The sequence below is a fragment of the Xenorhabdus kozodoii genome (genome assembly GCF_002632875.1).
GTDB classification, from domain to species: domain Bacteria; phylum Pseudomonadota; class Gammaproteobacteria; order Enterobacterales; family Enterobacteriaceae; genus Xenorhabdus; species Xenorhabdus kozodoii.
Genome location: NZ_NJCX01000025.1, coordinates 14360 through 28441 on the forward strand (window position 1 = coordinate 14360; position 14082 = coordinate 28441).

General features: G+C 49.0%; 8 protein-coding genes. All 8 read right to left on the bottom strand.

What is annotated here, in order from left to right; translation table 11 throughout:
* Positions 1-120 precede the first annotated feature (120 nt).
* The 8 genes from Xkoz_RS15610 to Xkoz_RS15645 all read right to left on the bottom strand — a co-directional run bounded on the left by Xkoz_RS15610 (position 121) and on the right by Xkoz_RS15645 (position 13720).
* The gene (locus Xkoz_RS15610; RefSeq protein WP_099142989.1) at positions 121-1176 is read right to left on the bottom strand and encodes a FecCD family ABC transporter permease; all 1056 of its coding nucleotides are present in this window, start codon (positions 1174-1176) and stop codon (positions 121-123) included.
* The gene (locus tag Xkoz_RS15615) at positions 1173-2183 is read right to left on the bottom strand and encodes a FecCD family ABC transporter permease (RefSeq protein WP_208615279.1); all 1011 of its coding nucleotides are present in this window, start codon (positions 2181-2183) and stop codon (positions 1173-1175) included. Before Xkoz_RS15615 ends, Xkoz_RS15610 begins: the two co-directional genes overlap by 4 nt.
* Before the next feature lie 2 nt (positions 2184-2185).
* Positions 2186-2983 carry an ABC transporter ATP-binding protein gene (locus Xkoz_RS15620; RefSeq protein WP_099142991.1) on the bottom strand — a complete coding sequence of 266 codons (798 nt, stop codon included), beginning with the start codon at positions 2981-2983 and terminating at the stop codon, positions 2186-2188.
* A 106-nt stretch (positions 2984-3089) separates the two neighbouring features.
* A complete protein-coding gene (locus Xkoz_RS15625; RefSeq protein ID WP_099142992.1) occupies positions 3090-4244 on the bottom strand; it encodes a histidine decarboxylase in 1155 nt (384 codons plus the stop codon).
* Entirely contained in the window at positions 4222-5577 is a 1356-nt protein-coding gene (gene basC / locus Xkoz_RS15630) for a putative histamine N-monooxygenase (RefSeq protein ID WP_099142993.1), read from the bottom strand. Before basC ends, Xkoz_RS15625 begins: the two co-directional genes overlap by 23 nt.
* A gap of 1 nt (position 5578) precedes the next feature.
* The gene (locus Xkoz_RS15635) at positions 5579-10060 is read right to left on the bottom strand and encodes an amino acid adenylation domain-containing protein (protein WP_208615280.1); all 4482 of its coding nucleotides are present in this window, start codon (positions 10058-10060) and stop codon (positions 5579-5581) included.
* 90 nt (positions 10061-10150) lie between these two features.
* Entirely contained in the window at positions 10151-11110 is a 960-nt protein-coding gene (locus Xkoz_RS15640) for an ABC transporter substrate-binding protein (protein WP_099142995.1), read from the bottom strand.
* Positions 11111-11170: 60 nt separating this feature from the next.
* Complete coding sequence (locus Xkoz_RS15645; RefSeq protein ID WP_208615281.1) at positions 11171-13720, bottom strand: condensation domain-containing protein; 2550 nt, start codon at positions 13718-13720, stop codon at positions 11171-11173.
* Positions 13721-14082 lie beyond the last annotated feature (362 nt).

Here is a 14082-nt window from a genome sequence, read left to right on the forward strand (position 1 = left end):
CCAAACTGTAAGTTGCAGCTTGCAAACCAAGGTAAGTGTTTATATCTCCTCGCGCAGCGGGGAGATATAAGACGCATCTTGAAAGGCGACGGGTACATAACGATATTACGCCCCAGATATTCAGCGCTTACGTAGTGCTCTCAGCCGCATCGTCAGGATGAACAGGGGCACGCCAACGAGTGTGAAGCTCAACCCGATAGGGAGAAAGACGCCTGCGGGTGCTGCTTTCGTCATAATATCCGCGGTGATGACCAGATTGCCGCCCACCAGAGCGGAAAGAAACAGTCGGGCGCGGCCTGTGGCCGATGAAATAAAGCTGGCTAGATGCGGCGCCAGTATCCCCAGAAAGCTCAATGGCCCTACTGCAGTGACCGATGCTGCGCTTAGCAGGACAGAAAACATCATCAGCAACGGACGGGAATATTTGATAGGCTCCCCAAAGGATGTAGCAAGTTCATTTCCAAGCTCATAGCGGTTTAAAGCGGGGCCAGTGATCAGAATTCCGATAATACTCAATAAGAACAATGGCATAAATGATGCAATAATTGACCAACTGGCCTGAAACAACGATCCTTGCATCCATTCAGCAAGATTCAAGGATAACTCTGTTGGAAGATAGAGAATAAGAAAAGCGCTGACAGAACTCAGAACGGACGAGACGGCAATCCCCATCAGTAAAATTGCCAAGCCACTTGCGCGATTATTGCCGACGAGCAAAGTCAAAACCAACGCAACAATCAGTCCGCCAACGAGTGCAGCAAGGACGATCAGCATCTTCGGGGCGGAAGGAACAAATGCCAGTAAAACCATGATCATCGTCATCGATCCCTGACTTATGCCAAAAAGGCCGGGGTCGGCCAGCGGATTGCGAGCAATCGGCTGCAAAATAGCACCGGCAAGGGCTGCACACCAACCTACCATGAATCCCAATAAAATATGAGGTATGCGTACAACCCAGAGTGCATAAAACTGGTGGTGTTCAAGGGAATATCCGAAAAGCATATGCGTGAATTCACGTATACCCACGTTCGTCACCCCGACGTTTAAAGAAATAGCCACGAGTATGATCGTGATGGTAAATAGGCATAAACCGACTTTTATATCACGGGTGCGCATCTGTAATCCGTTGGCGAAACGTAATACCCTTTGTCCGTCTGTTGCCTGACCGAAATTCATAATGATCTCTCCGATGTTGCTGAAAGATAGCGCTTTCTGATAATCCAGATAAAAAACAATCCTCCCAAAAAATCCATTAGAACGCCGGTATGTATGACATAAGGCTGGAAGAGTGTCTGCGCACAGAGATTAGCCATCAAGCAGATACTTGCCCCCGTCAGAGCACAAGCTGGCAGCGACAGCATAAAACGCTGACCAACCAGAGGCTTGACAATATGGGGGACAACCAGCCCCACGAAACCAATTGGACCGCATATGGCAACGGCAGAACTGGATGCAACGATGGCTGCAATCAGCGCAATGCGTGAAACAAGCGTTACATTCGCGCCCATCGAAAGCGCCTTTTCGTAACCGAGCAGAATAAGTGTCAGTGGACGTGCCAGTAATAAAAGTACCATCAAGGCCAGTATACCGAACCACCAGAAGTGGTGAAGTCTGGTGATATAAGCATGATTGATAGCCCCTGCTAACCAGCTCAAATATTCCGTTCGTAATGCAGGATAGGCTAGAAGAACCGCATTGCTGATCCCAAGATAAAGCATCGCTATTAATGTACCTGACAGTATCAGTAGCAAATCGCGAGAGACGCCGTTAACGCCCGCCAGGCGAGATACCGCAAGAGATGACAGAAAGCCGAATAACCCGCCGACAAGGGCTGCTATGCCTTGTAATGTCAGATCGAACTCAAAGCTGATTGCGCCTATTATGACAAACAGTGTCGTACCAGCATTGATTCCCAATGTTGATGAGGAGGCCAGTGGATTGCGGATAAGTCCCTGGAAGACGAGGCCACTGCATGCCATCGCTGCACCGACATAAACAGAAATCAAAGCCCGTGGCAATCGCTGGTATAAGATAACTGCCTGCTCATAGTTTTGCGGTTCGGACTGGGTTAAGGCCGCATAAATTTGCGAAACTGACGCAATATTCACGCCAAAAGAGAGACTAGAAAAAAAGATCAGCAGCAATACAATCGGTGCGAATATAAAGAACAAACTGGATTTCATCGTCATACTCCGGACTGATTTCCAGGGTGGTTTATGCCCGGATAAGGCTGGCAGATAAGACTGCCGTTATAACTAAAAATATCGGCCGGAATATCGAATACGCGCCGGATATTATCGACCGTTATCGTTTTATTGACAGCACCTGCCGCAGTAACACTACCATTATTTAGCATCACAACATCATCGGCAAAAGTTGTGGTTAGATTTAAATCATGTAACACCACAACGATGGTTTTTCCGTGCTGGAGTGAGAGATCGCGAACCAGTTTAAGCACCGTGTATTGATATTTGATGTCTAGGTGATTCACTGGCTCGTCCATAAGAATGATGTCAGTATCCTGTGCAAGCACCATCGCCACCCAGGCGCGCTGGCGTTGCCCTCCTGAAAGGGCGTTGACTTGAGAGCCTGCCTTATCGGCCAAGCCAACGATTTCCAATACATCATGAAACAATTTGCGATCCCGCGGGGATGACCCGCCGAAAAGCGAATTGCGCCCACTCGCTGCCAGCTCGATCAACTCTCCCAGTGTCATGTAATCCGGGCAATGGCATTCCTGCGGCAGATAAGCGATTTTTCGAGCCAGCGCTTTGCGACCAATCCCTGTCATTAGCTGACCTTCCAACAGAATTTCTCCACTTTTCAGAGGGATGAAACCCATAATGGACTTCAGAAGTGTCGATTTACCGCAGCCATTAGATCCGACGAGTGCCGTGATACGCCCTTGGGCAAAGTCTACTGACAAATCATGCAATACGGTTTTCTTGCCGTAAGTTGCGGTGATATTTTTTGCTGTAAGCACCAACGGATCCTTCAATTTTATATAAAATAAATTACAGTGTAATCGTTATGATTTGGTTAGCACATCAAAATCACAGGATAAGCCCCAATGTGGTTGTTTTTACCTCTCACATGACAGCATCCTGCACTTGAACTATCTGGTGTGATTCAGCAATGACATCGTTGATTAATGCATCGATTTTACGACTGTCGTGATGATGTGCCGTGGTGATCAGGTGAGCAATATCTCCCGATCTTGCCAGACAATACTTCTTCCCGATGGCTGTCGACGGGCATGGAAATACCACCGTAATGGAGTTGTCATGACGCCAGGCGTCTATTCCGGCAGCACGGAAACGCTTGACGGCATATTGTGCCATCTCTAGGCAGTGTTTGGTGCGGCGCTGCCAATCGGCAAACGAGTGACTGCGAATGGCCGCCCACATCATCAGTGGCGTCTGGCCATTACGTGAACCTGAGAGGGTTTTGTCCTGAGCCGAAATGTAATCAACCTCGACGGTAATACGTTCAACATTTTTCCGTTTTGCAACAACAACTCCGCAAGGAATGGGGGAACCTATCATTTTGTGCCCGGAAACACAGATGGAGTCGATACCATCTGCAAAGGTAAAAGGCTGCGGGTTATCGACGAACGGCAAGATCATCCCACTTAAGGCCGCGTCGGCGTGCAGATAGTAATTCTCGCGAGCGATACCGATTTGCTGCATACGTTGTTGAATGATTTTTATGTTATCCACCGCACCGCGCAATGTCGTGCCGATATTGGCAAAGATGATTGGATGCGGTTCTTTATGAGCGATGATCTTCTGTATCAGGTCATTATCATCTATCTCACCCGTGGGTAAAGATTCGACTAAACAAGATTTGATACGCAGTAATCTGACAATTTTTGCCACCGAATAATGCGTATCTTTTGAATAATAAAGTGTCCCCTCCGGGAACAGTTCTCGCCCAAGATAGCAGCCGAACATATTACCTTCCGTTCCTCCGTTGGTCACATAGCCCCAACTGTCTTCGAAAGGGATTTTGAACAGTTCAGCAAAGTATTTCATGACCTCTTTTTCGAACTCAAAAGAGTTTAAGAGATAGTTGCATTCCGCTCCCCAGTCACCGCAATTGTTGATAGAAAACTGCATAAATTTCTGTAAATAAGAATAATCAAAGTCTGAGGACTCAGGATAACCAATATTGAAATACTGATTTTTAACACAGTAATGCCAAAACGCATCTAGCCTGTTCTTATCGGCAAAGGACAATGCCATCTTTATCTCCGGTACTGTAACACTCTGGCATACCAAAGCTCTGGAATGACGAATTTTGAGGCAAGCGATAATACTCTCGCCCAAGCAGCTGGTTGGCAATAATCCCATTGCGATACGCGCCAAGTCCCAGATCGGGAGAGCCAATACCATGCTGAAAAATCTCAGCATTCTGAACGAAAATAAGGCCTTGTCCTTTGTCAAGGCGCTGGGCACTAAAGTCCTCGTTGACAATAACATCGCCATAATCGTCGGTGGCAAGCACGGTATTTTTGAGCCCTTCTAACCACTTGGGGCAGGTGTGCGCATAACCGGTAGCAGCGACAATTGCATCGGTTTCAATGACGCCGACTTTATCCAGATGCCGATGACGAAAAACAACCCGCAACGCCTCAGCGTCTCCCGTGTTTTCCACCTGCTCGACCTCGCAGTTTGCAATAAGCGAAAGTCCAGGATCACGACCACCGAGGGAGCCTTCATACAAAATGTCGAAGATATCTGCGATAGTTGAGACGCTGATCCCTTTATAAAGCCCCCCCTGACCCGCCGTGATCTTGCGGCGTTTTTCTCTTGTGATACGGTGAAAATAGTTCATGTAGGCCGGCGTGAAACATTCCTGACCGAGTTTCGACGATTCCATAGGATGAAAACCGGCAGATCGGGTGATCCACTGGATTGAAGCACCGGCCGCTATCATTTCAGGCGTCAATGCCTTGTGGAGCGCCAGTACGCATTCGGCAGCACTTTGCCCTGAACCAATTACCGTGACACGCCGACACGTTGAGAGCTGTGCACGTCTGTTGATGAACTCTGCCGAATGTAAGATAGGCGCTTTGGTCTGGATTTTAGCCCACTCAGGCAGAAACGGAGCCGTTCCTATACCGATAGCAAGGTGACGACTGTAATACTGATGCGTCGCTCCCGTATGAGACTGACTGTCAACAATGAAATGATCGGAAACCGGATCATAAGCCACATCAATGACATTTTCACCGAACTGGCAGGCGGGAAGCTGTTGCGTTACCCAGCGGCAATAATGGTCATATTCCTGGCGTGGGATCTGAAATTTTTCATAATAGTAGAATTTGTAAAGACGATCATGTTTATGAAGATAATTAAGAAAACTCAGAGGATGTGTAGGCTCTGCCATCGTCACCAGATCCGCAAGGAATGGAACCTGTAGGGTTGTACCGGATAACAGGAGCCCCTCATGCCAGCGAAACTCAGGTTTACGTTCGAGGAAAAGGCTGGTGAGATCAGCGTGTGACGAAAGCAGTGCCGCCAATCCCAAATTGAAGGGGCCAATACCAATACCGATGAGGTCAATATTATTCATATTAATAATCCGGGCTGTTTTCTAACGTTTTTTCATTAAGAGACTGTTCGACTTCTGCCACATTACGGCAACGCAGCAGTTGCGGGAGCGAAAGCACAATGGCAAATTCTTCATAGAGCCGTGCTGAAATTGTTTTCAAATGCTGGGGACGCAGCCCCATGCTGATGAAGTCACTGGCTCCATCGATGTGGTGAGTGCGCGATTGGCCGAGCACGTCCAGATAGATTTCCAGCACCTTCTTTTTCATCGTTGTTTCTTGCGCAGGGAAAGCATTGTGTGGAATAGGCGGTTGCTCATGTACCGATTCCATCAACAGGCTGCGTGCTTTAGCGCGATCAGGCTTGCCATTGGGTGAGAGCGGTAATTCGGTGACCGGCAGGATCCGCGTTGGGATATGCGATGGTGGCAGGCATTGGCAGGCATATTTGCGCAATTCTGCGCCTGACAAAGCCTCCTCTTGTCGCGGCACATAAAGTACGCCGATGGAAGTCTCACCGTGCATTTCCTCGCCATAGTCCACCACAAGAACATGCTTAACCGACGGGTGGCGAACCAGTTCATTTTCGATGTCCGGCAACGAAATACGCACTCCACGTACCTTGACGTAACCGTTGACACGGCTATCAAAGACAATGATGCCATCACGACGATAGTGTCCGTAATCACCGGTTCGGAACGCGCGGATCTCTTCTCCGTTCGTATCTTTGATGGTCACAAAATCGGTCTGGGTGAGGCTTCCGTTTTCCAGATAACCCAATGCGACATTGACGCCGGCCGTATGAATACGGCCAGAAACCCCCACCGGACAATGGTCGCCACGCCCGTTTAGCAGAAAATAGCGGTTAGCCGGTAAGGGCCTTCCATAGGGGATCAGGCTAACATCGTCCTTCCCTATTTCGTGCCATATACTCCATATCGTCGTCTCCGTTGGTCCCCCCAACGAAATCAACCGTACTGACGGCAGGAGTGTACGCAGGCGACTAATAACAGCAGGTTTGATGTAATCGCCACCCTGCGCAATCAGCCGCAGGCTTTTCAATTCATTCCCCTGACGGCACGCGAGAAGCATTTCCAAAATAGCGGGCACAGAGCACCATAATGTCACCTTGTGCTTGGCAACCAACTGATTCCAGCGTCGTGCATCCTTTTCTTCACCGATGGCGGGAAGAACAAGGGTCGCCCCTGCCGTCAGGCAGCCAAAAACGTCGAAGACTGACATATCATGATGTAAAGGTGTGACAGAAATGAAGACATCCCGATGCGTTACGGACCATTCGTCAAGGGTGCTGGTGATAACATTCGATGTTGATTTATTGGATAAAACAACGCATTTCGGCCTGCCGGTTGTCCCAGATGTGTAGAGATAGTAAGCGGGCGCTTCACTTGATGAGAGCGCGTCAAGCGGAAGCGGGAGTTCCGCCAATGGCTTGGCAGATAAGAGTTTTTCAGGCGTTTCTGCCGGGTGTTCAATCCCTTCTCTTTTTGCCGTTACCACCAGGTCTGGATGGCAGTTTTCAAGGAGATAGTGCTGTCGCTCTGAGGGAGAACTTGCGTCTATCGGAACCCAGATCACCCCCGTCAACGCACAGGCCAGGGTCACAGCCGTGTGCTCAGGCCCACGGTGCATACAGAGGGCAACGACACTCCCTTTGGAAAGCCCTCTCTCCATGAAAGCGCCCATTATTCGACGCACATGACATCCCAGTTCGGCGTAGCTGATGTGCCTGTCGCCACTGATGAGGGCCGTTTTGGTGTTTTTGCTGTCGAAGATATTGGTGGCTATCCGGCTGAGAAATTGCCCGCAGTGAAAATCAGCTTCAATACCGTTTAATCGTAAGTGGGTTGTATCGATAATATCCTGCGCCGAAATTGCGAATACGCCTGAAGCGGCGATGGCCTGCATTGCCTTGCCTATCGCCCTTAAAATATCTTGAACGAGAGCCGATTCAATCGCCGCAGTGGCGTAATCGATGTCAAAGACAAGCGCGTTGTCTGCATTGATCGAAAAACGAATATCCATCGCGACTTGTGGTGTCTGCGTCAGCCCACTATGCAACTGCATACCACTGTCCTGACTTGATACTGGCCACGAAAGTCCGTTGGTCATCACTACCGGTAAAACAGGACCAGCACCCTGTTTTTCAACCAGAAGCCGGGTAATGTCTATACCTGAAAAGGCAAGATGTTCAAGCCCTTCCAGCACATCGTTCTGTAGCGTGTTGGCTCGCTCGGAAAGGTTGCCCTGCTCAGCATTCCAATTGACCACAATAAAACTTGACCGATTGCACAAAACACCGGATACCGGCGGCGCGACGGGAACGCCGATGAACAAACTCCGCTCTTCGAACCAATGGGACATAACCTCAAGTACCAGCGTCATGAGGGTAGAATTCTTGAAAAGCATGTGTTTGGCACCGGCTTTCAACACTGCGGTATAATCTTCCCGTGCGACAATCAGGCTTTGCCGTACATAGCGGGAAGTGCCTATTTGTGCCAGTGGCTTTGTCCACGGAAATCGTAGTGGACCGCTGACTGTTTCAAGTTTGGTTTTCCAATACGCTTCATCTATCTTGCGCCTTTCAGAGATATCTTCCCCATCCAAGGGAACATCCGTCTCCGCCACGATTGCTGGCTTGCCCTCAAAAAGCGCTACCATCAGGGCGGCTATCGACCATCCATCAAGGATCAGGGCGTCGAAACGAACAAACGCAATCAGATCATCCTCTTCCGGTTTATCCTTCGGCAAACGGAACAACGTGATGGCCCACGGAGAACGGTCCAGGTCGAAAAGCGCATGCGCAAATTCTTCACGGTGGTTTTCCACATGACGGAGGGCCTCTTCCCGTGACACGGTGCTCAGGTCGATTTGCTGTAAATTGATATCCACTTCTGCGCTAACATATTGGACGAGTCGCTTTGCATCTATTCGGGTGCGCAAACTTTCATGACGCTGAACACTCTCCGCTAGGTGATTTTGCAGATGTGCCAATGCCATGCGTCCGCGGTACTCGCGAAATTCTTGCATCGCAACGCCACCAAGCGGTAATTCTGCTCGCCGCCCAAGCAGATAGGCCAATTGCAGGGAGGTTAATGGTTTTTCCTGGCTGTTTTTCCGGTCGATTTTTACCGTAGCGTCAGTGGTTCTCATTCTGGCTGTCGGTGATGAGGCGGTGACTTCATCGAGGGAATGTATTGCCTCATCGAAGCGTTGCGGATATGTCGCGATTTCACGGACGAAATTGACAAAATTGTCGAACATCGGGGTTACCCATTCTTCTGGCAGCATATCGAGACGAATGTCCCAGTTGATGAGAATACCCCCGTCAGCGGAAGCAATTTGTGCGTCGAGCGCAACTTGCGGACCTTGTGAGATCACCCAATTCATGGGACCCAATGCGTTCCTGACGCGATCTGAAAGCAGCTCTCCCCCCGGTATATCCAATGCCGCGGTGAAGACAATTGGCGCCAATTGCGTCGCGCCATGATGCCGGGAAAGATCGCGCATCAGATTCACCCCCGGATAGGCCGAATGGGCGAGTAAATCGGTCAGTTGTCCACCAAGCCGTTTACAAAGGTCAGCAGCGCTTTCTGCTTCATTGATACCCACGCCGAGGATGAGCACATTGGAGAAATCGCCGACGATCCTCTCCACGTTATCCACAAGGGGAGCACGCCAGAACATCGGGACATTAAGCCGAAAGCATTTATCTCCGGTATGCCTTCCAAGAACAAGAGAGAAAAGTCCCAGCATCAGGTTCGACAGGGTTATCCTGTGTGTTCGGGCAAGTCTTTTCAACGCCTGACGCTCGTCTGGTTGGAGCCATGCCGCCAGTCGATGGCTGCAAGCCTGAGTGGGCAAAGTTTGGTTAATAGGCAACGCGGGAGCAGGCGGAATGTGCGGAATACGTGAGCGCCACCAGATTCGGTCCCTTTCACGGGCAGCTTTAAAATAGGGATCGGTGCGCACTTGGTCGCACCAGTCGAAATACGACGCGATGACCGGAGCCGGCTGATCCGGGTTATCGTAAAACATAGCCAGATCTTCCATTAACACCCTGAAACTCGACGGATCGATGGCTATCATATCGGTATCGACATGCAGGCGAAATTTGCCGCCATCTCGCAGACTGAGCGAAAAACGGGACGCCTGGCCAGAAGAAAGATCAAGTTTCTGATGAGTCCACTCCACACGTTTAACAAGCAGTAATCTTGCTTCTTCTTGTTCTGGTAATCCCCTAAAATCCTCAATCTCCAGCAACAACGACTCACCGGATGGAATAACAGACTGAAGCCCTTCAGCGTTAACACAGAGTCTTAGCATGGGGTGCAGAGAACAAACGCGTTCCAGAGCCTGTTTAAATCGTTCTATCTCAATGTGATAGCCGTCGAATTCAGCATAAAGATGCGCGGCAACGCCTCCCAAATCGGTCTGAATATTACGCCCGACCCAGCAGGCTGCCTGCATTGATGTTAATTCTCTCATCGTTTATTCACGTGGTTGAAAAATTCTGGTTAATAGGAGCAAGTATAAAAATACGTTGAATTCACACAGCCTCTGGCGGACGAGCACATTTTATTGCTTTGTCTTAGCCCATTCTCCCACGGCTCTGAGAGTATGTTCCGCACTGGCAAACGTGGGGGTAAAAACTTTGCCGGCGTTAAGAAAAATAATCCGTTTTTCGCGAGCGGGTTTCATATAGTGAGCCCATCCAGGCACAACCCGATCAAGTGCAGCGCGAATCGCGTTCTCATCGTGCTCCTTGCTGCCCCAACTGTTGAGCACGATCAGAACGTCTGGATTGAGTTCGCCTAATTTATCGGCACTCAACTGTAAAAGTAGTTGGGATGAGGGGGCAGAAAGACCGCCTTGTGCCGAGAGATTCAGGCGGGTGAAACCCAGATCTTCCAATGCTTGAGTGAAACCGGTTGCTTCTCCGACGACATTGATCTGATCGTTTACAAGGATAGGTAAATAGGTCTTATTAGACGAATTTTCCGGCAAAAGTTTGCGCGTTTCCGCTACCCGTTGTAAATACCTATCCCGCCGTTTTTGAAAATTCTGCTCACGTCCGGTCAGTCTGGCCAGATTTTCTTCAATATTGAAATGATGGAATTTTCCAGAAAGGAAATTTTGCAGATAGACAGGCGCCACTGTTGAAAGCTGTTTTACCTTGTCGATATCGAATTCTGTTCCAATAATAAGGTCAGGTTTAAGTGCGTAAAGCTTTTCCAGATCGATCTCCCTGCCAGCACTGATGCCTAGTGGTTTTGTGTACCCTTCACCGAGCACAGTATCGACGAAATCGGCACCCAACTGATAGGTGCCATCTTCCGAACGACCATAGCTGCCGACCGGTTGAACGCCCAGTTCCATTAGGGGCAAACCGATAGCTGGCTCACTCATCACCACAATACGTTGTGGCGCCTCAGGAATAACGACTTCCCGTCCCATCGTGTCCGTAACCTGCCGCGTTGCGGCAAAGGCCGATGTCCCCATCAAGCACAGTAATATGACAGTAATAACAGATCGCATAACGTTTTCTCTCTCAGAGTGGAATAGGGTTATATGGCGGGTTCACCATCTCCATAGACATCACACAGGAATGTGAGCAAGGGGGAGGCTTGAGACCTCAGGCGTTGTGAAGAATGTGAAAACTTTATCTATTGTTTCACGGATGCGTTGGACGTGTTCTTCAGGGTAACGATCCACACGGTAAGTGATTACCAGTCGCATTCTTCTTTCTCCATCAATAACATCTTCCATGATCTCGAATTGAAGACCAAACATGGATTCTTTTTTATCGGGATCGATTTGTCGGTAGCGTATCTCGTTACCAGACGGGGTTTTAAGGGCACCATTCAGCGCATTATTGGCATGAATTTGAATATAAACGTCGAAGATTAAGCCATCTTCAGGTGTCATCCCCAACGATTGTTGAATAAGATCGAGCGGTACATCTGCATACGGCATTGAATGATTGATAGTGTCTCTGGTGTCTTCGATCAGTGCGCTGGCGGGTTTCTCCGGATAGAACTGCAACCGATGAGCCACCATGGTGGTAAAATAGCCGACTGTTTCATAGGCATCGGGATCGGTACGACCCGACGCAGAGGTCCCGATCACGATATCCTTCAGATTGCCAAGCTTGTGCAGCGAAAGCGCAATTGCCGCGTAGACGACACTGAACAGGGAAGCATTATTTTGCCGCGCGAAGGAATAAAGACGATGCGTGATTTCAGGTTTAGGTTTGTACTCGATCCAGCCGGCTTCTGACGAACTTTCATGCGCCGCGATAGTCTTCCGGTTGTCAGATAAGGCGAGTTCTAACCCGCGTGTTGCATCACGCAACATATGAGTCCAGTAATCGAGATGCTTTTGATTAAAGCCGTCTGCCTGCTGTTGCAAAGCAAACTGATGGAATGACAAGGCGGTTTTTTTCCAGACAGGCGCCATACCCGCAGCACGCGATAAATAAGCCTGGGCAAGTTCCTCCATCAAAACGTTCAACGACCATTCATCAATCACCATATGATGAACGAGGAATGACAATATTTGACGCCCGGTTTCTGGATTACGGATCAGCCGTATTCTGATCGGCAATTCGCAGGAAAGATCGAACTGATAAGCCGCTTCGTCATCAAGATGTACACCTTTGCTTTCGTGACTGCGCCAGAACCACTTATTATTGGTCACGTCCGACATGGCGACAATCTGCTGACAGGCTTCACCATTTTGAACATAGAATAGGGTGCGCAGGCTGGAATGACGCTCGATAAGATCAGAAAAAGCGTGTTCAAGGAGCGCTTCGTCAACCTCATCAAGAAAATCCAGCGCGAATGGCAGGTTGAAGATTGAGCCAAATTCATAAGCGTTACAGGCATTCCAAAGAGAGGTTTGGGCGAGTGCTAAGGGAGCCGTCAAACGATCGTTTTGCGTCTGCGCAGAAGACGCCGCGTCCTTACCCTGATTTGTTATCACTGCGCGCGATGCCAAGGCAGCCGCTGAAGGGTGGCTGAAGAAATCACCGAAGTGAACTTCTAGCCCGTGCGTGCCAAGCAGTTTACCGATAATGCGCGTTGCCAGCAGAGAATGACCGCCGCAGTCGAAAAAATCATCATCCAGCGTCATATCGGTAATAGCTAACGTTTCACGGAACACTGACAATATGATCGCGGCTATTTCATCCGTGCTAGCGGAAGTCTCCTTGCCAGGGACGTTGTGAGCAGAATGTCCAGCAGTGCCAGACACAGCGTTCGCGACTAAACCCGCAATGGCACCTTCACCCCGTTTAAGAAATGACACAAAACGATTTAGCAGAAACTCGCCAGTATGACCAGAAATCGCCTGACCGGTTGTTAATATCAGGCTAATTTCTTCTGTACCTTCGCACTCTGTTGCCAGCTCAAAATCGGGTCGCATTTCATAGGTTGGCAACAGGATTGGCTGACTGAGTAAGCGCTGTTGTTCAACCAGGCCGTTCGGACGAGAGAGCAATCGAACATATACCCAGGGCTCATCACTCCCGATAACGGAATCACCGGAAAGAAAATTGTCTTCGTCTGGTTGCGCCTGAAGCCTCTCCATGACGGACTGGATAATCTGTGTTTCCGCCATGCCACACTCGATAATCATGCGGCGGAAACCGTCCGACTGTAACAGACAAAGTGCCATCTTTTCTTGACCGCTGAGCAGGCCAATGAACTGGGCAAATCTGGCGGAAATCATAGCCGACACAGAGTGGGGTTGTCTGTCGTGAGGAAGGGACGTTTTCAGCTCATTCATTTTAAGTCCGGTTTTCCAACGCAGTGCGAGCCGATCTTTACTCAAATCGGTGGTTACATCAAAAGAGGAGTGAATGACGGTGTCCTCACTATTGTCACAGCGCAGCCAAGGTACGAGAAACGTTGCCTTTCCGTTAAAAGGTAGTAAGGAGATAGGTAGTAAGGAGATGCGTTTTAGGGATGGCGGCTCTACCTCATGACCGGCATAAGCGTGGATCAGTATTTCGAGTATTTCGTTTTCATGACACGTTTGTGCCAATATCTCGTGCAAAATAAGAGATAAAATGACTTCATTATTTTTTTGTATTATCAATATCTTAAAGGGTGGATGTTGCTCAGGGATCCAAGCAGATGTTTGCACAGCGAGCAGATGCTTGATCACGTCTGTATGTGAGCTGGCATGGAAAAACTCAAGGCATTCCTGCCAGCCCACAACTCGGGTTTTATGCAACTCACCATCATCATTTAACTCATAGCGTACGTTCAGATCAGGTATTGCCTCAATAACAGACTGAATAGCATGTACCATGATTGAAATATTAACATTGTCATGAAGCCGCCAGGCTGAGAGCTGCTTGAGAATTCGGCCAGGATTCTGTTGCTGTAGTAGCCAGATATGTTCTTCATAACGGGATACGGGTAGATGTAATAAATTTCCTGAATCAATATTCAACATGGATTTTCTCGTTTTATCAAACTGAACAGTCGTTTTTTACAATGCAT